This window comes from Marinobacter mobilis (assembly GCF_900106945.1).
In the GTDB taxonomy this organism is placed as follows: Bacteria; Pseudomonadota; Gammaproteobacteria; order Pseudomonadales; family Oleiphilaceae; genus Marinobacter; species Marinobacter mobilis.
Map to the genome: position 1 here is coordinate 260004 of NZ_FNNE01000003.1, position 19464 is coordinate 279467.

At 56.0% G+C, this 19464-nt stretch carries 16 protein-coding genes and 1 other RNA gene; 10 read left to right on the plus strand and 7 right to left on the minus strand.

Annotation, left to right across the window (positions count from 1 at the left end; genetic code table 11):
• Window positions 1-59: 59 nt before the first annotated feature.
• Together BLV11_RS06065 and BLV11_RS06070 are read left to right on the plus strand one after the other, a co-directional pair.
• Complete coding sequence (locus BLV11_RS06065) at window positions 60-803, plus strand: GNAT family N-acetyltransferase (RefSeq protein WP_091812074.1); 744 nt, start codon at window positions 60-62, stop codon at window positions 801-803.
• Between the two features lie 90 nt (window positions 804-893).
• Window positions 894-2441 carry an exosortase/archaeosortase family protein gene (locus tag BLV11_RS06070; protein WP_091812075.1) on the plus strand — a complete coding sequence of 516 codons (1548 nt, stop codon included), beginning with the start codon at window positions 894-896 and terminating at the stop codon, window positions 2439-2441.
• A 14-nt stretch (window positions 2442-2455) separates the two neighbouring features.
• Here the strand turns inward: BLV11_RS06070 and BLV11_RS06075 are convergent, their stop codons facing one another.
• From BLV11_RS06075 to BLV11_RS06105, 7 genes are all read right to left on the minus strand, one after another.
• Window positions 2456-4468: a PA14 domain-containing protein gene (locus BLV11_RS06075; protein WP_091812076.1), complete on the minus strand. Its 2013-nt coding sequence runs from the start codon at window positions 4466-4468 to the stop codon at window positions 2456-2458.
• 187 nt (window positions 4469-4655) lie between these two features.
• A complete protein-coding gene (locus tag BLV11_RS06080; protein ID WP_091812077.1) occupies window positions 4656-7343 on the minus strand; it encodes a tetratricopeptide repeat protein in 2688 nt (895 codons plus the stop codon).
• A gap of 49 nt (window positions 7344-7392) precedes the next feature.
• Window positions 7393-8772, minus strand: a complete 1380-nt coding sequence (prsR, locus tag BLV11_RS06085) for a PEP-CTERM-box response regulator transcription factor (protein WP_091812078.1) — start codon at window positions 8770-8772, stop codon at window positions 7393-7395.
• 105 nt (window positions 8773-8877) lie between these two features.
• Window positions 8878-10998 (minus strand): XrtA/PEP-CTERM system histidine kinase PrsK, encoded by a 2121-nt coding sequence (gene prsK, locus BLV11_RS06090; RefSeq protein ID WP_091812079.1) that lies wholly within the window; start codon window positions 10996-10998, stop codon window positions 8878-8880.
• A gap of 30 nt (window positions 10999-11028) precedes the next feature.
• Entirely contained in the window at window positions 11029-11991 is a 963-nt protein-coding gene (locus BLV11_RS06095) for an SDR family oxidoreductase (protein ID WP_091812080.1), read from the minus strand.
• The gene (locus tag BLV11_RS06100; protein ID WP_091812081.1) at window positions 11991-12806 is read right to left on the minus strand and encodes a lysophospholipid acyltransferase family protein; all 816 of its coding nucleotides are present in this window, start codon (window positions 12804-12806) and stop codon (window positions 11991-11993) included. The genes BLV11_RS06095 and BLV11_RS06100 overlap by 1 nt, the downstream gene beginning before the upstream one ends.
• Window positions 12803-13720, minus strand: a complete 918-nt coding sequence (locus BLV11_RS06105) for a D-hexose-6-phosphate mutarotase (protein ID WP_245725932.1) — start codon at window positions 13718-13720, stop codon at window positions 12803-12805. The genes BLV11_RS06100 and BLV11_RS06105 overlap by 4 nt, the downstream gene beginning before the upstream one ends.
• Window positions 13721-13984: 264 nt before the next feature.
• On the opposite strand from BLV11_RS06105, the gene ffs reads away from it, so the two are divergent.
• The 8 genes from ffs (at window position 13985) to BLV11_RS06145 (ending at window position 19458) form a co-directional block, all read left to right on the plus strand.
• Window positions 13985-14081: signal recognition particle sRNA small type (gene ffs, locus BLV11_RS06110), an RNA gene on the plus strand.
• A gap of 140 nt (window positions 14082-14221) precedes the next feature.
• Window positions 14222-16207 (plus strand): DNA polymerase III subunit gamma/tau, encoded by a 1986-nt coding sequence (dnaX, locus tag BLV11_RS06115; protein ID WP_091812083.1) that lies wholly within the window; start codon window positions 14222-14224, stop codon window positions 16205-16207.
• Window positions 16208-16272: 65 nt separating this feature from the next.
• On the plus strand, window positions 16273-16596 hold the full coding sequence (locus tag BLV11_RS06120; protein WP_091812084.1) for a YbaB/EbfC family nucleoid-associated protein: 324 nt from the start codon (window positions 16273-16275) through the stop codon (window positions 16594-16596).
• 34 nt (window positions 16597-16630) lie between these two features.
• On the plus strand, window positions 16631-17233 hold the full coding sequence (gene recR / locus BLV11_RS06125; RefSeq protein WP_091812085.1) for a recombination mediator RecR: 603 nt from the start codon (window positions 16631-16633) through the stop codon (window positions 17231-17233).
• Window positions 17234-17262: 29 nt separating this feature from the next.
• The gene (locus BLV11_RS06130; RefSeq protein WP_091812086.1) at window positions 17263-18381 is read left to right on the plus strand and encodes a ribonuclease D; all 1119 of its coding nucleotides are present in this window, start codon (window positions 17263-17265) and stop codon (window positions 18379-18381) included.
• Window positions 18378-18671: a YcgL domain-containing protein gene (locus BLV11_RS06135; protein ID WP_091812087.1), complete on the plus strand. Its 294-nt coding sequence runs from the start codon at window positions 18378-18380 to the stop codon at window positions 18669-18671. Before BLV11_RS06130 ends, BLV11_RS06135 begins: the two co-directional genes overlap by 4 nt.
• On the plus strand, window positions 18668-19114 hold the full coding sequence (locus BLV11_RS06140; protein ID WP_091812088.1) for a YcgN family cysteine cluster protein: 447 nt from the start codon (window positions 18668-18670) through the stop codon (window positions 19112-19114). The genes BLV11_RS06135 and BLV11_RS06140 overlap by 4 nt, the downstream gene beginning before the upstream one ends.
• Window positions 19114-19458 (plus strand): hypothetical protein, encoded by a 345-nt coding sequence (locus tag BLV11_RS06145; RefSeq protein ID WP_091812250.1) that lies wholly within the window; start codon window positions 19114-19116, stop codon window positions 19456-19458. Before BLV11_RS06140 ends, BLV11_RS06145 begins: the two co-directional genes overlap by 1 nt.
• Window positions 19459-19464: the final 6 nt, after the last annotated feature.

Here is a 19464-nt window from a genome sequence, read left to right on the forward strand (position 1 = left end):
CGCCGCGAGCGGAATACAACACCTTATGCCCGGATCCGTGTTCCCATCAAGAGCGTGAGTTGGCGATTTCTGAGATGTTGGATGTCGAGGCGTGGGGCGAAGCGGTGTTTCGAGATGTCCGTGAGGATGCGCCCGATCTACAGGTCATGGAAAAGCTGGCGGCTGGACGGGGTTGGTTGGTTCGCTCTGTCTCAACAGACCGGGCCTATGCCATCGATACCCGGGGGAGGTTTGAGGATTATCTGGCGAACCTGGGGCGAAACACCCGCCTTAAGTTGTTTAACAGACGCAAGCTGCTGGCAGACGGTGGCTCGATAGAGCTTCAGAATGCGTGGCCCAATCGGGTTGATGAATTTTTTGAGTTATTGAACCGTTTCCATCGCCAACGCTGGGGAGGGGATTGTTTTAATGGACACAGTCTCCGGTTCCACAAGCAGTTTCTCCGCCAGGTTGGTGAAGAGGGAGGAGCGCCGGACCTTTCGTTATTAACCTGCAATGGGCAGGTTATTTCTGTGCTCTACAATGTTTGCTATAAAGGAAACGTCTATAACCTTCAGTCAGGCTATATCGAGGATTTCCACCGAAAAATTGCGTTGGGGACCTTGCACTTGGGGTACAGTATTGAATCTGCATTTCGTAACCCGGGGGTATATGGGTTTGATATGCTGGCGGGTACAGGAAAGAACGACAACTATAAAGTCAGGCTGGCCACTCTCAGTGTCGGGCTTCAGTCGATCATGCTGGTCAGGAGTCCGCTTTTAAAAGCATTGTACCGCCTGAAGGACCGTTTGACGTCTGGATGACCGGGCGGGATTGGACTTGAGCGCCTGTCGGGGTGACGCCCTGCCCGTGGGCGGCACGAAATTCGTTAACGGAAGTAGAGAGCGGTGTACATGGATCGTAGTTCTGAAATATCTCGAATTGACCGGTTATCTCCTTTTGCATTTTTAGCCATATTTCTACTCGGAACCTGGCCTACCCTCTACGGCTTGGGTACCCGCTGGTTAAAGTTTGACGAGTCTTATTCCCACGGCTTTATGGTTCTGGCTGTCAGTCTGTTTCTTTCGATTCGCAAGTGGCAGGCTACCCGGCCGGTGACGGGTTTCTATCCATTCTGGCTACTTCCTCTGGCGCTGTCCGTTGCACTGTATCTGGTGGGGGGCATCCTCCTAATTGAGGCATTTCAGCAGGTTGCATTGTTGCCCATTGTGATAAGCGGGTTGATGGTCTTGTGGGGCTGGCGACAGACTCAGACGTTTTTTCTGACCATTGGCATCTTGCTGTTTACGATTCCCGTGTGGGACTACCTGTCCTGGTATCTCCAACTGATTACGGTTGCAGTCAACCAGTTCATCCTGTCCTGGCTGGATATCGAATTTATCGTTGAAGGTGTCATTGTTTATTTCCCCGGTGTGGGGGCTTTTGAAATAGCTCACGGTTGCTCCGGACTTCGGTATTTGCTGGTTGGCATGACTCTGACGGTACTTTATTGCGAGCTCAACCTTCGTCGTCTCCATGACTGGGTATGGCTCTTTGGCGCCGGGATCATGTTGGCTCTGGTCGCCAATTGGATTCGGGTTTTTGTAATCATCTATGTAGGTTACAAATCCGATATGACGTCGTCCCTGATCCAAGAGCATGACTTTTTTGGCTGGTGGGTCTTTGCAGGCACGCTGGTGCCTCTGTTTTTCTTTGCCCGTTGGCTTGAACGAAAGGACGACGGTGCCCAGCCAGACGATACCGCTGAGCAAGCCCTGAGGCCGCGGGTAGGCAAGCCATCCAGCGGCGTTGCAGCTCTGATCCTGGGCGGACTGCTGTTCGTGGCGCTGTCCTGGTGGACGGTACAGGGTGAAAGCGGGCATGCGACCAGGGCCTCAGTCCCCCATGAGGATCCGTTTTCAGACGAACTGCGTCAGTGGTTACCGCTCTTTGAGGACCGCTTGCTTGGCTGGCGCCCCATGATCGAATGGCCAGACCGAACATTCAGTAAAAGCTTCTTTGCACCAGCGCCTGCAACTCGGGACTCCGGGAGCGGCTCGCAGGTTTTTCTTGGACTGTACAGCTACGACTATCAGCGTCCTCAGCGGGAAATCGTTCAGTACCATAACCATGTGTATGATCCGGAAAGGTTCCTGCCCAACGTAACCTTTACGGTCCCGGTAGGTGCTTCCGGTGAGCTGTCAGGCTTGACTCTCAAAGGGCTTGGCACGGACCAGAGGATATACATTGCTTATGGGTATTACGTAGAAGGGCGCTGGGAAACCAATGATCTTCAGGCCAAGCTGGCGCAACTCCCCGGAATTTTCAATTCTCGGACCGATGCATCATTACTGGTGATAGGCCTTGCCTGCACTGATTGCGATGGCGAAAACCGCTTAAAGGCTATGTCGCCGGCTTTAAAAGAAGCGGCCCAGGATTACCTGGACCGCCTTTACAATTGAGGCTTGAGGTCTCATTACTGCACGGTTGCGCTGACCATATCGGAGGGAGCGCTCTTCAGCCCCGCATTATCGACGACCGTGACTGTAAAGTACCAGGTACCTGCTGAAAGACCGGTGATGGTTGCTGAGCTATTCTCACCGCTGACCGGTGGCCACTCCTGATTCAGGTTCCCGGCACTCTCGCCATAATTGATCTGGTAGTAGTCGATTTCACTGAGTGAAATCGATGAGCCGTCCACCCGTGTGCCAGGAGCGGTCCAGGACAGAGTGACTTCACCGGCTGCGGGCTCGGGAGGTGGAGGCGCGACCGGGTCAGGTTCGGAGCCACCTCCGCCACTGGCAACTGTTTCCAGGGTGAATGGGTGCAGGCTGGATTCATAAGCCTCCAGGTTGGTGATCCCGCTGCTGTTGTTAACGGCCGTGGCATCACTGATATAGGCGTTCAGGCCATAACCCAGCTCCCACACATCCGGAATGCCATCGCTGTCAGAATCCTGAGTACTGGTGGATGAGAGGTCGTGGGTTGCAACGCTGCCATCCGGTGAGACAGCGGAACCGGAACTGGTGTCAATGATTGTCAGGCGAGCGAACGCACTCCCTGTTCCCTCGTAGTTCTCCATCGTAATGCGAACCTGCTCACCAGCTCCGAGTGTCAGTGTGTAGCTGTTATCCCGGGTTGGGGAGCCCCGCCAGTCATCGATTACGGTCTGCCCATTGAGATATAGCCGGACACCATCATTGGTGGTGGTGAGGAATTGATAGTCCCGGTTACCACTGGTGTGAGGAGCGCTGAATTCCCCGGTCCAGCGAACACTGAACTTATTGTCAGGAAGTTCGGGCATGGGCTGCCCCCGTCCCCAGTCGAAATCAATGACTTTGTCATTTCTGGCGAGTACGAAGGTATCGAAATCTGTTCCAATAAAATATTGACCCGTGAACCCACTGATCATCGTCGGCGTTGGTTCGGGGATGGGCTCAGGTTCCGGCTCAGGTGCGGCTGGCATACTTTCAGGATTATCCAGTGCGGTGCCTGCCAAATACTCCTCAAGATTGCTGTAACCGTCGTTGTCGATGTCTCCGTTCGCGTCACTCGCTGAGAGAGGGTCGAGTTGATACGCGAACTCGGCGCCATCGGGTATACCATCCCCGTCGGTATCGGCCTTGTTCTCACTGGTGCCGATCAGGAACTCATCCGCGGCCACCAGAAAATCACCGTCCGGATCGCTGTTGGCATCGTTGGGATCATTGGGGTTCAGGCCATTCACAATTTCCCAGTTATCGTACAGGCCGTCCTGGTCCTGATCGGCTGGTGGAAAGCCCGGGTTGAACACCAGACCTTCTGTGCCATCGACGAAGCCAACGCGGTAGCCAAGGTTGTAAGCTTCCTGGCTGCTCTGTCCATCGCCAAGATCCATGCTGGGCTCTGCCCAGCTGAAAATATAGGCAGAATCGACCACTTGCTGTGACATCCCCGGGCCTTCCCAGGTCACGGTGAAGTGATCGCTCCCACTGCCTTCCTTGTGATGTACCTGGAAGTAGTATCGCTTCGAGGCGTCCAGAGTCACATAGGGGGAGGTTTGCGATGTGTATTTGGTGAAGTCACTTTGGTTGGTGTAGGAAGGTACGCTCGCGATAACCTTTGCATTCGTGGCTGAATCATCGGTACTTAGCCAAAAATCAACCTTGTCATTGCCGCTGACAAGAAACCGGTAATCACCACTTTGAGGGGGTTGAATGAAGCCCCGGACATAAGTCCCGTAGTCTTCCGCCCGATACCCCGGTATTTGCAATGAGGTGATGGTTGCGACTTCATCAGGATTATCCGGGTACTGTGGAGAGTCCGTTAGCGTAGCCAGATCGGTTCCTGGTAGGTTATCGAAGTAACGCACTTCGACTACGCCGGGCTCGCTTGCATCCGGCAGTGCCGCCGTAGGAGGGAGGTCCTCAATATCGCGATATTGCCAGCTTTGACAACCAGCGATCAGTATTACTGTGCTTCCAAGCCATAGTGCTTTTACAACAGACATAAGCCACCCACTTTCCATGCATAAGTCAGTCTGTTAAGTATTGTGTCGTTAAGTAACCTCTGCCAGTGGTTGTTAGGACCGTTTAGATATTTAAGTGGCAGTGTTATAGCGGATAAATCTGAAACAGAAAAAGCCCTGCCTTCCGGGTGAAAAACAGGGCTTTTCTGAGAGTGTGACGGTTTTAGGTTTACATATTGCTGAGCAGCTGGCGGGCCTTATCTTCCTGCCCGGTCGCTTTGTAGGCTTCTGCGAGGTGCAGCGCGATCTCATCGACCTCGGGCGCTAATTCGTAAGCCTTCTCAAGGACGGGCAGGCTTTCGTCATGGCGCCCGGAGCTGAAAAGAATCCAGCCATAGGTATCGGCCACGGCTCCCGACTGCGGGTTAAGGCGAAACGCCCGTTCAGCCAGGTCGATGGCTCTGGAATCACCATTTTCATGGTACATCCAGGCCAGATTGTTCAGCGCCAGTATGTTATCCGGGGAGAGCTGCAGAACTTTCTCATACGCTTGATTTGCCCGATCATTCTTGCCGGTTTCCTGGTACAGCATCGCCAGAGACAACATGATGGTTTCATTGTCAGGGTGCCGGTTGGTGGCTTCCTCAAGGGTGGCAATGGCCTGATCTGTCATTTGTGCCCTCTGCAGAGAGCGGGAATAAGCGATCGCCGTCTGAACGTCATCCTTCTTATCAAGGGCCAGTCGGTATAGTTCAGCAGCGGCCTTATGGTCGCCCTGGCTCGCGCGATAATTGGCTTCGGTCAGGAAGGGGCGGGGCGATTCCGGGTGCAGGCGTTTGACGTCCTGGAGAATGTCCTGGGCTTGATCTTCGTCGCCCTGACTGTAGGCCAGCAAGACAGATTGCAGGGCAATGTCCTGGTTGTCGGGGAACAGAATACGCCCGCGGTTAAGTACCTTACCCGCCAGGTCGAACTGCTCGCCACGTGCTAACCGTGTTGCCACGCCGTTATAGATAGCGGCAACCATGGGGGCCTGTTGCGAGGGGTGGTTTGCATCGGTCTGCTCCAGCAGATTGGCGGTGTAGTCATCGGCTTCGGCATCGTTCCCATCCATCAAGGCCGCTTCAAGCAACACCAGGCGGGGGCCGACAGCTTGTGGTTGCGACTCCATAATTTGCTGCATCAACGCAATGGTCTCCTCACGGGAGAGGGCGCTGGTGACTCCTTGCAGTGCCTGGCGGTTGTCCGGAGCCATAATCGTCGCTTCGCGGAAGAAGCGTTTTTGAGCTTCCTCATCATTCTGGCTGCCGGCAAGGTTGCCAAGTGCGATCAGCGGAGAGGGGTCCTGAGGCGCGGTTTCGCGGGCCTGATTAAAGTAGTTACGGGCCTCCTCCGAGTCTCCGGCTGCGCCTGCCAGCTGGCCTCGGGTTAACAGTGCAGAGACATTGTCTGGTTGTTCCTTGACCCAGGCATTGGCAGACTCCGTCGCAGAATCACGATCGCCGGTGTCCATGTAGATCTTGATGATCAGCAATCGAGCCTGATCGAGATCAGGGTTGCGCTCCATGGTTTCCCGCGCCAGCCGGAGAGCTTTGCTGGGGTCGCCCTTCTGGGCCAGGTAGGTCGCATAACGAAGGCGAAGAGAATCGTTGTCCGGATTGAGCTCCAGCGACTTTTCAATAAAGCCCTCGCCAGTGCTTATATCACCACTGGCGAGGGAGGCTATTCCAACAAGAGCGAGGATGTCAGGGTCAGACTGAGATCCCTCCAGGTTCTCGAGCAGTTCCCGGGCACCTTCAGCGTCCCGCATTTCGAGTCGTGTAGCCGCCAGCAACTTGCTGACTTCTGTTGAGTCTCCTTGCTCGGCAATCGGAGCAAGCAGTGCCTCCGCTTCTTCGGCCCGGCCTTGACGGAACCGGATCATGCCAAGGAGCATGGCACTCTGTTCGTGGCTGGGGGATTGGGCGAGGATCTCTTCGAGATATCGGCCCGCTGATTCCAGATCACCATTGGTAAAGGCTTCACGAGCCGCGGCCATATTGCTTTTGATGGTGCCGGGCGCTGACTTGGCGAGAATCTCTTCATAGACGAAGGCTTCCGCCACCTTTCCCTGCTCTCGCAGTACTCGGATCAGGGCTGAAATTGTTTCGTACTTGCGATAGGTCATGACATCAAACTGACCTATATCCTCGAGCGCCTTAATGTAGGCATTCTCGGAGGTTTCCCATTCGCCTTGTGACTGGGCAAACTGCGCTTTCCATAGCCAGAGTTCCGGGTCCTGGGGATCAATCGCGTTGGCCTGCTCAATGAGCGACTGAACCTGCTGCTTATCATTCCTTGCAAAGGCGACGCGTGACAAACCGATCAGCGGCAGGACCGAGCTGCCATCGAGTTCCTTCGCCTGGGTGTAAGCCTCTTCAGATTTGCCGAGTTCGGCGCTGGCAAGGTAGACCTTGCCACGGAGGAGGGCGGCTTGCAGCTCTTGGGCACGGTCGGGATTGTTGAGACTGTCCAGCGTGGCCAGGGCCTGGTCAAACTGCGCCTGCATGGTTTGTGTCTCGGCGCGGATCAGTGCTGCCCGGTTAAGGATGTCCGGTGACAGCGATTGTTCGGGGAGCTCGTCAAGGAGTGTGTCGAGTTGCCGTTCGGCATTAACCGCATCGCCCGCGGTCACAAGGTTGGTGATGATTACGAAGTAGGGATCGGCGTTCTGGGGCTGGAGTTCAATAGCACTGCGTGCCTCCAGGGTACTCGCCTTGAGTTCACCCTGACGCTGAAAGAATCGCGACTGGTCGAGGTGGCTGATGTATTGAATATCTTCCTGGCTCATGCCGCCGTTGTCCTCGGTACAGCCAATCAGAGCGGTAGAAATGGCGGCGGAAAGCAGGGTGGCACGGAACAGCGGGGACAACTTCATGGATCCGATCCTTATTTTCATTACGTTATATCCTTGTACTGCCTACTGACTAGTGTCTGGTGCTGGCAGCCTCTGCAGACGATTCGATCTTGTATTTATCCGTCAGGTTATAAAGGGTAGGGCGGGTGACACCGAGCAGCCGGGCGGCCTGAGCCATATTGAAATTGCTGCTTTGCAAGGCCTGGGTGATGGCCTGGCGTTCGGCGGTTTCGCGGACCTGACGAAGGTTTAACTGGGTATCCATCGGGCTGACATCGGATTCCAGTTCAAGATCAGCGGCGGTGACCCGCTTACCGTCGGCCATGATGGTGGCACGCTTCACTTTGTTGATCATTTCCCGGACGTTGCCCGGCCAGGCATAGCTGCTGATCGCCCGCACGGCGTCCTCGGAGAACGAAAGATTGGGCCGATCCATTTGTTTGCCCAAGGATTTGAGCAGCGATTTGGCAATCACCAGTGCGTCACCATCCCGCTCCCGCAAGGCCGGGACGTCGAGGGTGATTTCACTGATCCGGTAGTACAGGTCTTCACGGAAATCGCCGCTGTCGATGAGTTGGCGGACTTCCCGGTGGGTGGCGCAGACGACCCGCACATCAACCGGGATCGGGGTTACGCTGCCAACCCGGTCAATGACCCTCTCCTGGAGGAAGCGCAGCAGCTTAGCCTGCAGTGGCATCGGCATGTCGCCAATCTCATCGAGGAACAGGGTGCCGCCGTTGGCGCTTTCAATTTTGCCTTTCTTGCTCTGGGTGGCGCCGGTAAAGGCACCTTTTTCGTAGCCAAAGAGCTCGCTTTCAAGCAGGTTTTCAGGGATGGCCGCACAGTTGATGGCGGCGAACGGTTTTCCGGAACGGTGACTCAGGTCATGCAGTGCCCGGGCGAGAAGTTCCTTGCCGGTCCCTGTCTCGCCACTGATGAGGGTGGTGACGTCGGTGGGCGCAACTTTCTCGAGGGTGCGGCAGATAGACACCATCTGTGGGCTGGCGGCAACAATACCCTTGATGGTGGTACCGTTCTGGGTAGACTGGAGTTCACGGTTTTCGCGCTCCAGTTCGCTCAGCCGCAAGGCCCGGTTGACCACAAAGGTGAGGATGTCAGCGTCCAGCGGTTTCTGGTAAAAATCGCAGGCACCCATGCCGATGGCTTTCACCGCGTTTTCCTTGTCTTCACGACCGGTTACAACGATGACTTTGGTTTGGGGGGATAGGCGGAGGATATCTTCAAGCAGTGCAAACCCTTCCGAAGCTCCGCCGGGGTCGGGGGGTAACCCCAAATCCAGCGTGACCACATCGGGTTCGAGACGGCGCAGGGCCGCCAATGCTGTTTCCCGGGTGCCTGCGACGGCGACTTCAAGGTCTTCACTGAAGCACCAGCGCATCTGGCTTTGTAATCCCGGGTCGTCCTCAACGATCAGAAGTCGTTTGCTCACAACTGCCACAAGTCCTTTTTGTAGAGTGATGTTTTATCTTCAACGATTCTTAACTGAACACTTGGTTAATGCAATCATCCCCCGGTGTTTTTTAAAAAGCGCCAATCATTCGGCGTATCTTGCTGGTGGTTTGGCGTCAGAATCTTCGCGTTGCTCGCAAGTTTCCCCTTCAGCGGCAATGGGAAGGCGGACGGAGAAGCAGGAGCCGATGCCCGGTTCACTGGTTACGTCGATATTGCCGCCAATCTTGCGAACGTATTCCCGCGCCTGGTATGCACCGATGCCCATACCGGTCAGGCCCTTGGTGCTTTCAAACGGTTTGAACAGCTGAAACTTGATGAACTCTTCGCTCATGCCTGAGCCGGTGTCCTGAATGAACAGGACGGCCTGGCCTTCTGAGGTCTTGATGGTCAGTGACACTTCACCATCGGATGGGGTGGCGTCCTGGGCATTCTGGATCAGGTGGCCGAGCACACTTTTCAGCTGATCAGGGTCCGCATTGACAAAAACGGAGGTTGGAGCGGGCGCGAACACCGGTGCGGGTTCGCTTTTGCCATGCTGCTCACAGAGTTGGGTCACCAGCAGGTTGAGATCGAGACACCCGGTTGGCCCCGATTCGTCCATGGGTTTGCGTATATGGTCCACCAGTAGTGACATCTTGCTGACCGCGTGTTCGGTGGTAAGGATCATGTCGTCAATAAACGCCGGGTTGGACTTGTGTCGGGCAGCGTTGTTGACCAGCAGTGTGAGTTGGGCAATCAGTGTTTTGAGATCGTGGACCATGAACGCCGAGGCCTTGCTGACCGCCTCGAACTGCATGGCCCGGGAAAGGCGGTTCTGGGCATCAGCCTGGGCCAGAAGGTTACAGGTCTGACGCGCAACTACCTTGATCAGGTCGAAGTTTTCCCAGTTGAGTTCAACTCTGGCGTAAGGGCTTCCTATCAGGGTCATGCCATAAAGATTATTGCCAAGGTACATAGGGATAACCAGCCAGCCGTCGCTGAATCGGGTGATAGCATCAGGAATTTCCAGAAGGTTGTACCGTACAGGGTCCTGGCGGTATTCCTCCAGATTGATGATCCATTCCCGCTCCTGGAGAAAGCGTGCCAGTTCTGACTGACCGTCAATGGTGGTGTATTTGGGGGCGGCCATGTTGGCGGTTGCCTGGAGGGCGAAGTTACCGTCCTCATCCCTTAGCCAGAGCACGCCAGAATTACTTTCTACCAGCCCACCGAGTATGCGGATCACCCGTTCCGGCAATGGTGGGTTGTTACTCAGGTCTGCCAGCTCGCGGGTCATCTTCAGCCATTCTTCGCGGTAATCGTACTTGTAATCGAAGAAATTCTGGCTGATGAACACCATCAGCCGGGCACGGATACGCTGGGACGTGGCTAGCAGAACAAAGAAGGCCAGGGAGCCAGATACAAACAACACCTGAAGTGCGTTACCCCAGTCCCCGCCCATGACCTTGACGTAGTATCCACCAATGGCGAGGCAGATCAGATAAAGACCGGCGAAGCTGAGGGCGCCAACGTGATAGACCGCCGTGCGCGACAGCTGGAACTCGATGGGCTGCTTGCGGGTGTTGACGACATTCACCGCAAGCAGGGGGACGATCAGTGCGATAACAAATCCGCGGGCATCCCAGAAAGAATCAGCAATCTGGCCAAACAGCAGGGCGTCTGAATACATGAAAAAGTCGAAGGCCATCATCGTGCTGATGGCGATACAGATATACTTGAGGCTGGAGCGCCCCATCGACCCGCAGTTTCTCCAGATCTGCTCGACCAGTGACAGGCCGAGTAACGACAGCGCAATCTGGCCAACCACCTTGGTTTTTCCATCAACGATGGCAATGCCGAACGCGTATTCCATAATCCCGAAGGTGATCAGGAGTACAACGAGGGTAATGGTCGCTGCGCTGAGCGCGTTGCGAATCTTGCCCATGAACTGGCCAGTGCGGGAGGCGTCCCGGAGTAGCGCCAGTAGCACGGCGATCCAACTGGCATCACGCAGCAACTCCAGCAGGTAGCGCATGAAGAAGCCGGGTTCAGCCCAGAGCGATTGGGTGACGAGGGAGGCGGACCAGAGGGTGGTGACCAGAGCGGCCAGGAACATGGAGCGATCCACGTCCCGGCGGAGGTATTTGCTGGCAATCAGGATCGCCAGCAGCAGATAGGCGAGTGCTGCCGTCGAATGGCTGATCACCGTCAGATTTGTCACCATACCTCTCACAACCCTGTGATTTGGCAGCTACTAAACCGGCCGTTTGTTTTCCCGATAATAACGGAAAATTTCTTTGAGTGGCCGTCTTGGCTTGAAATTGAATTCCCGGGCAAAGGAACGACCGTCAATGACCACGGGGTACTTGAAGAAATTCATTAGGTACGACGGGAAACTCTTTAATTTCAGCGTACGCAGAATCGCGGAGGTTACGGCCGGCGGTATAGATGGCACTGGAATGCGAGAGCAACCACACATGCTCAGTGCCCGTTGGTAGGCAACCCAGTCATCCGGCGCTACGTTAAACACCCCTCGGGTCTTTTTGCCGTAGGCAAGAACAATAGCATCGGCCATATCATCGATGTGAATGAACTGCATCATCGGTGAGAAGCCCATCAGGACCGGTGCGCGTTCGCTGGCGAGTAGCAGGCTTATCGTATTGCGGACACCGGGACCAACAATGTTGCAGGGCCGAAGAACCGTGATGTTGAGATCGGGGTAGCGCCAGAGGTAGATGTTGGCGAGGTTCTCCAGTTCGACTGAATCCACAAGATCCATGGTAAGGCCCGCGCTCTTCAGCGGTGCCTCTTCGTCGATCAGCGCCGGATTGTAGGCCATGGCACCGTATACGTGGTAGGTCGACAAGACCACGACACGTGAAATGCCGTACTTGTGGCTCAGATCGAGCAGTTTCTGGGTGCCCAGCACGTTAGCGTTATAGCGGCGCATAGGGGTAAGCTGGCTGGACTGGATGCGCCCCAGGTGAATGACGCCATCAAACTCATATCGGCGAAACAGGTCTTCAAAGACCCGCTTATTGAAATCAATGCAATAGCTGGGGATGTCGTCGCCAAGATACACCTGCTCGCGGAAATCCACGGCAACCAGGTCGCACTCATCCCTAAGCCGGTTGATGACCTGCTGGGCCAGGGCGCCAGCCGCGCCGGTTACCAGGATGCGGGGGCGTTTATTTGGGGTGGTTTTTTTTGCCGTCATCAGAATAGCCTTTTCCGTTCACTCAATCCCTTGTCGATCTGTTCATTGATCGCCGCTTTCACCTGTTCAACCCGTTCAGTCACCTCTTCCTCGGAAATTTCGCCATCTTCAAAGAACAGCGGGTCGCCGAAGTTCAGATACACCTTTGCGGGAAGCACTGCCGGCAAGGCAAGGGGGACATAGGGAACGCCAAGCATGTTGGCCAGCGGCTTGATGTTTGCGATGGCTGGGATGGTTTCTTCACAACCTACGACGCCAACGGGAACAATCGTGGCTTTGTATTTCATGGCCAGATGCATGAACCCGTTGCCAAACCGTTTGAGCTGGTAGCGATCCTGATAAAGCTTGCCGGATCCACGGACACCCTCAGGGAACACGATAACCGCCTCGTCATTCGCGAGCATTTTTGCGCAGTTGGTCGGGTCACCAAGGACTGCACCGAACTCGTTCAGCAGGTTGCCCAGGTAGGGCACGGTCGGAAAGAATCGTTCGATCATGGCCCGGGGAATGCGTGGTTTCTCCTCCCTTGAGGCCAGGGCATAACCGATCAATACACCGTCAATCGGCAGCTGTCCGCTGTGGTTGGCAATGATCAGCACCGGGCCTTTCTCGGGAATCTTGTCAACGCCGTGGGCCTCGACCCGGAAATAGCGGTCGTAAAGAAGGCGGGCCAGGGAAAAGCCAATTTTCACCGACTCATTATTGTATCCCCAGGGATCATAGCCCAGCGACCCGATGGGCTTGCGTATCTTGTTGATCTGTTCGTCGAGTGCGGGAGCGACAAGCAGCGATTTGATCCTTGACGTTAAGCTCATTGCGAATCCTTGTGTTCCTGTAACCTGCTGATCATGACACCTAGGGTGTGACTTTGTCCGTAATTGAGCACGCGAACGTCGTCGAGTGCATTGGCAGTTTCGACGCATAGCATGGTTTGCCAGGCATGGTTGGGAAAGTCCGACAATCTGCCGGCTTTTTCCGGACCCGGGTTCCAGACGACCGCTGACTGACTGCCGTTGCTGCAAAGGCGGTAGGCGGATGTCGTCGTGGTTATGCCGATATCGCGGAAACCCGCTTCATAGATACGGTCGACTTCTCCGGTAAAGCGGACATCACCCTGTTGAGGCTTGTGGCTCCATTGGTCCAGTGCGTCGATGTAGCTTGTGCCGTCCAGTCCGGTCACGGCGGTTTGGGTGATGTCGGGTGTCGGAAAATAGCTATGCAGGGCCTGGGACAGCGCCAGAGGGGTGCTGCTGAGGTTGGTGGTCGTTAGCGCAAGTTGAAGCGTCGTGGCGGAGAACCGGAAAGTCAGCAGTGCTTTTGCATGGCCGTCCCACAGGTCCGAAAAATCGTCGTTAGCGTCGAGCGACAGAGAAATTTCCACGTCGTCCGGGGATTCACGAACATCTTCCAGTGACCATACGGCGGTGCGGGCAAAGCCGTGGGCAGTGTTCGTGCGGATGTGCCTGCGGACGGCTTCCGGGTTTTTGTCCGGATTCCCAAACCAGGGCCAGCAGATGGGAATGCCACCGCGAATCGCGGAGCCGGTGTGAAACCTGGCGGTATCGCTGAGCCACAACCAGTTGGATTCATTGCTTGGAGCAAAGTGGGTCAGATGAGCGCCCTGTAAAAACAGCTGTGCGTGGAAGTCCGGGTGGCGGATTTTAAGGGCTTCGAGTTGATCGACGGTGGTCCAGCGGGTAAACGACCAGGAGCCTGGGGCTGATTTCACTGCTTGCCTCATAGGTTGGCGGTTGCTCAGGGGCGCCGTGGGTAGGTAAATCAAGGCGATCCTGGCGAGCGTAATAGTGTCAGGAAGCCTGTTGAATCATAAGCATAGTGAAGGTTAATGGAATTTGCGCGAGTGCGCGATATGTGAGCTCCGGGCAGGGGCATTATTTGACGAATTCGAGCGAGGGGGATTGATGATGCCCGCAACCCCTGTTAACATGCGCGCCGCATCTGAACGAGCTGGTTCGGATCGTTATGGTGGCTCCGCTGGTGCCTCCGCAACAATAAACCGTGAACCCGGTCAGGCCCGGAAGGGAGCAGCCGCAGCGGTGGACTTGTGTGCCGGAGTGTTGCTGGTGGGGCCACCCCCAGAATTTTCCTGCCTTGATTCTTTTCCCGAATTTATCAGTCAGTTGGGCACCGTAAACCCGGAATGATCGGCTTCTTCTCATGTCGTGACCGTGCTATTGTTGAGCCCGATAACAGCTGCAGTTGATGGAATATGAGCTACCAGGTACTCGCCCGTAAATGGCGTCCCCAGACATTCCAGGGTATGGTCGGTCAGGAGCATGTGCTCCAGGCTCTCGTCCATGCCTTGGAAAACCAGCGTCTGCACCATGCCTACTTGTTCACCGGTACGCGCGGGGTGGGTAAGACCACCATTGGCCGCCTGCTCGCCCGTTGTCTGAATTGCGAAACCGGTATCACGCCGACGCCCTGTGGCGAATGCTCCAGCTGCCGCGAGATTCAGGAAGGCCGGTTCGTTGATCTTATTGAGATCGATGCGGCGTCCAGGACCGGTGTCGATGACATGCGTGAGCTGACCGATAACGTCCAGTACGCACCGACCCGAGGGCGCTTCAAGGTCTACCTGATCGACGAGGTCCACATGTTGACCAATCAGTCGTTCAACGCCTTCCTGAAGACCCTTGAGGAACCCCCTGAGCACGTCAAGTTTCTGCTGGCGACGACCGATCCGCAAAAACTGCCTGTGACGATCCTGTCCCGCTGTCTCCAGTTCAACCTGAAACGGATGACACCGGAACACGTGGCTGGTCACCTCAAACACGTACTGACTGAAGAGAATATTCCTTTTGAAGAGCCGGCGCTGTGGTTGCTGGCACGGGCCGCTGACGGGAGTATGCGGGATGCACTGAGTCTGACCGATCAGGCCATTGCGTTCGGTAACCAGAAACTGGCGGCCAGCGATGTGAGCAGCATGCTGGGTACGATTGATCAGCGGGATATCGAGAAGCTGGTCAGTGCGCTGGTGAGCGGAGATGGCCCGGCGTTGTTGTCGGAGATTCAGCGCATTTCTGATTTTTCACCGGATTACAGCGTCATACTCTCCGACCTTCTCGCACTCTTTCACCGCGTCACCATGGAGCAAGTGGTGCCGGGCAGCGTGGATAACTCCCTGGGTGATGCCGGGCAGGTGCAGTCATTGGCGCGTCAGCTCAGTGCCGAAGACGCCCAGCTTTTCTACCAGTCTGCATTGATGGGCCGTAAGGATCTGGCGGTCACGCCGGATGCCCGCATGGGCTTCGAAATGACCTTGCTGCGGATGCTGGCCTTCCGTCCGGGTGTTGACCGGCGGGAGCCATCGGCCGTCCAGCCGCGTACGACCGATTCTTCCGATGCTTCCGAGGAACCTGCGCCGGCTGCCTCTACACCTGAGCCTTCACCCGCTAACGCACCGCAGAACATTGCTGCTCCGGCCCCTGAGCCGGAGTCGGTGGAAGCGCCAATTCCGGACAACGTTTCGGCCGCCAGCGAACCTGTAAGCGCGCCTCCCCAGGTCGAACCCGTGTCCGCGAGCGATTACAGCGATCTGGACAGACAGAGTGCAGGGACCGATGGCACTGCCGATGAGTTTCAGGGAACGTCAGGTTCAGAGCCTGTCATTGCTGAACCTGACTTGAATGATGTTCCGCCCTGGGAGCCTGACCCTGTCCAGCCACAACCTGAGGTTCCGGCATCTGTAGACACCGTTCAGGCGCCGCCATCGGCACCGGCTTCCGCAGAGCTCGACGCCGGATTGCCTGTGGTGACCTCTGAAGCCCCCGGTATGAACTCTGAGTTACCTGTGAATGACGCCGTGGAAACGGACGGAGAGTTCCTGTGGGCCAGGGATTTTCGCAGTCTGGGCCTGACCGGTATGCCGGGTAACCTTGCCAGCCACGCAGCGATGGCCTGGCAGGGAACGACGGTTCTGCTCACCATGGATCAGGGCCACGAACGATTGCTGAATGACCGCCACCGTGTTCGCATCACCGAGGCGTTGCAACACCGCTTTGGCGATCATATATCCCTGCAGATACAGCAGGGTGAGCCCGGAGAAGATACGCCAGCCGCATGGGAAGAGCGCGCGCGCATTGCCCGCCAGCAGGCGGCAGAGGCGTCGATCCGGAACGACCCCCTGGTGAACTCGATCGTTGAACGATTTGAGGGCCGGGTGGTCGAAGAATCGATCAAGCCGGTGTCCTAGGGCCAGGTCCTGAGGCCGGCACGGAATTCAAAACGTAGTTGGAAAAGGTTTAAGAGGTACTCGATATGATAAATGGCATGGGCGACCTGATGAAAAAGGCCCAGCAGATGCAGGAAGAGATGCAAAAGGCCCAGGAAGAGATCGCCAAGGCCGAAGTCACCGGCGAATCTGGCGCGGGCCTTGTCAAGGTTGTGATGAACGGACGACACGACGTCCGCAGTGTCGAGATTGATTCCTCGCTGATGACGGAAGACAAGGACGTGCTCGAAGATCTGTTGGCTGCTGCCGTCAACGACGCGGTTCGTCGCGTAGAGGCTAACCAGAAAGACAAGATGTCCGGCATGATGTCCGGAATGGGGATGCCGCCCGGCTTCAAAATGCCGTTCTAAAGCTCTTCAAACACGGGTATTACGAGGTTCTTTGATGGCATTCAGTCCGCTGGTCGATGAGTTGGTTGAATCTTTGCGCTGCCTGCCCGGTGTCGGTCAGAAGACCGCTCAGAGAATGGCGTTTCATCTGCTGGAAAAAGGGCGGAGCGGCGGTGAACGGCTGGCTGGAGCGCTGGCCGGTGCCATGTCTGGTGTACGCCGATGCGAGCGCTGCCAGAACTTTTCTGACACGCCGGTCTGTGGCATCTGTGAGAACCCGAAACGCAACAATGGCACAGTCTGTGTGGTTGAAAGCCCGTCTGACCTGCTTGCGATTGAGCAGGCGGGTGGTTACGACGGCGGTTATTTCGTATTGATGGGACACCTGTCGCCCATTGATGGCATCGGCCCCGCCGACATCGGGATTGAATGCTTGCTGGACCGGGTCGCGACGGACGCGGTTGAAGAACTTATCCTGGCGACCAATCCCACCATCGAAGGTGAGGCCACCGCTCATTACATTGCCGATCGTCTGGATGGAAGGAATGTTCTGGTGACGCGGCTCGCCCACGGTATTCCAGTGGGCGGTGAGCTGGGTTATGTCGATGGTTTTACCCTTACCCATGCTTTTCGCGGGCGTAAGCCGCTTGCCGAGTAAGCCCCCCCAAACCTGCCTGAAAGTTTGTTATGACCTCTGATACCACCGAGCACGTTCACTGGATTGAGTCACCACTGGAGCTGGACCAATGGTTGTCCTCTATGGCTTCGGAGCCGTTGGCGGTTGATACCGAATTTGAACGGGTCTCCACATTTTTTCCGATCCCGGGGCTGGTCCAGCTCGGTATCGGCAAGCGTTACTGTCTGGTGGATCCGGGCGTTGCTGAAGCATCGGAAGTGTTCAGGTCCGTGATGGGGGACGCCAGCAAAACCAAGCTGTTCTATGCGATGAGTGAGGATCTGGAGCTGTTTCGTCATTGGCTTAAGGTCCGGCCCGCCGGTGTGGTGGACCTACAGATTGGTGCAGGTCTCGCCGGTGCGGGCTTCTCTGTCGGGTACGCCAAACTTGTCGAGTCCTTGTTCGGGGTGCAGCTGGACAAATCAGCCACCCGGTCTGACTGGGTCAGTCGGCCATTGTCGCCGGAGCAGGAACAATATGCCCTGGATGATGTCCGTTTCCTGGTGCCGCTTCAGGAGTGGGTGTGTGCCCGGCTTGGAGAAAAGGGATTGCTGGATGCCCTGAATGAGGAGTCGGCCCGGTTTGCCGCCGATCTTTACGAGCAGGACGACCCTCACAACCATTATCTGCGACTTCGTGGTGGATGGGCGTTGAAAGAGCGTCAACAGAGGGTTTTGCAACGTCTGACGGAATGGCGTGAACTCGAAAGCCGGGAGCGGGATCGCCCACGTAACCGGGTGTTGCCGGATCCTGTGCTTATTGCCTTGGCGGAAGCCATGCCGGACTCCAGGGCAGGGCTCAAGCAGGTCAGTGACTTACCTCCGGTAGTGATACGCCGCTATGGCGATACATTACTGGAACTGATTCAGGCGCCTGACGACAGCGGCTTGTTCCAGTCGATCCGGCCGCCGCTGTCGAGGAGCCAGCAGCAGCTTTACAAACAGGTGAAGCAGATCTTCGTCAAGGTCGCCAATAGTCAGGATATACCGATTGAAATACTGGCCCCCAGAAAACGACTGGAAGTGCTGGTGCAGAACGGCTTTTCCCCGGATGACGCTCTTCTTCAGGGCTGGCGGGGAGAGTTGCTGAACGGGGTTTTGAGTGAAATTGAGGCAGCGCTGACATTATGACAGACAAGCAGTTTGTGTCCGTTTTCCGCAGTGGAAAGAAGGAAGACACCTATATTTACGTACGACGTGGCCAGGACTGGGATGCGCTCCCTGAGCCACTTCGTGCCGTGTTCGGTAACCCGGTTCACGCCATGGATCTGATCATGACGCCTGAACGCAAGCTGGCACGGACGACTGGCAAGGTGGTACTTGAAGCACTGGATAAGCAGGATTTCTACCTGCAGATGCCTGAAGAGCAGGAAGGCTATGTGGTAGCGTTCAAGGAAAAGCTGCGGAAACATAAGGAATGATTGCAGCGATTCCTTTCTGGCAACGCAAGCGTCTCGATGAGATGACCCCTGCTGAATGGGAGTCGCTCTGTGATGGCTGCGGGAAGTGTTGTCTTGCCAAACTGGAAGATGAAGATACTGATGAGGTGTATTACACCGATCTGGTCTGCCGCTATATGGATAGCGAAAGCTGCCGCTGTACGGTGTACGATACCCGCCTGGCAAAGGTGCCCGAGTGCATCGTGCTGACGCCACAGAGTATTTCTGACTATCACTGGCTGCCGTATACCTGCGCGTATCGCACTCTGGCGGAAGGTCGTCCCCTGGCGGACTGGCACCCGCTCAGATCGGGAGATCCTGACAGCGTTCACGAGGCGGGCGTATCGATTCGTCACCGGGTAATCTCTGAAGACAAGGTTCCTGAAGACGATTGGGAAGAACATATTATTCATTGGATTTTGTAATCATGACTGCAGATGCACAGCTGGCCTATGGCATTTTCTGGGCCGTTTACGCGATTGGTTTTCTCATATTTTTCATCATGATGAGCCGAATTTTCAAAGTGATTCCTCTTTATGGTCTGAGAACGCTGCTGCAGGCCGTGCTGATCGTACTCATACTTCCTCCGGTCGAGTCAGCTGAAGTGGCCGGCTGGTGGGTACCTGCTTGGTTGCATGGCGGGTATGAAACTATCCTCGGTAACACCGAAGAGGCTGCCAGGGCCTTCTTCAATATCGGGGCTGCCGGCTTGGTCATGGCCCTGGTCTGGATACTGGACCTGGTACGCTATCGTCTGGTGCGCCGCTAAACCTGA

Coding starts and splice junctions, on each gene's coding strand:
- BLV11_RS06070 (WP_091812075.1), top strand. CDS start 894: ATGGATCGTAGTTCTGAAATATCTCGAATTGACCGGTTATCTCCTTTT.
- BLV11_RS06075 (WP_091812076.1), bottom strand. CDS start 4,468: ATGTCTGTTGTAAAAGCACTATGGCTTGGAAGCACAGTAATACTGATC.
- BLV11_RS06080 (WP_091812077.1), bottom strand. CDS start 7,343: ATGAAGTTGTCCCCGCTGTTCCGTGCCACCCTGCTTTCCGCCGCCATT.
- prsK (WP_091812079.1), bottom strand. CDS start 10,998: ATGGTGACAAATCTGACGGTGATCAGCCATTCGACGGCAGCACTCGCC.
- BLV11_RS06095 (WP_091812080.1), bottom strand. CDS start 11,991: ATGACGGCAAAAAAAACCACCCCAAATAAACGCCCCCGCATCCTGGTA.
- BLV11_RS06100 (WP_091812081.1), bottom strand. CDS start 12,806: ATGAGCTTAACGTCAAGGATCAAATCGCTGCTTGTCGCTCCCGCACTC.
- dnaX (WP_091812083.1), top strand. CDS start 14,222: ATGAGCTACCAGGTACTCGCCCGTAAATGGCGTCCCCAGACATTCCAG.
- BLV11_RS06120 (WP_091812084.1), top strand. CDS start 16,273: ATGATAAATGGCATGGGCGACCTGATGAAAAAGGCCCAGCAGATGCAG.
- recR (WP_091812085.1), top strand. CDS start 16,631: ATGGCATTCAGTCCGCTGGTCGATGAGTTGGTTGAATCTTTGCGCTGC.
- BLV11_RS06130 (WP_091812086.1), top strand. CDS start 17,263: ATGACCTCTGATACCACCGAGCACGTTCACTGGATTGAGTCACCACTG.
- BLV11_RS06135 (WP_091812087.1), top strand. CDS start 18,378: ATGACAGACAAGCAGTTTGTGTCCGTTTTCCGCAGTGGAAAGAAGGAA.
- BLV11_RS06140 (WP_091812088.1), top strand. CDS start 18,668: ATGATTGCAGCGATTCCTTTCTGGCAACGCAAGCGTCTCGATGAGATG.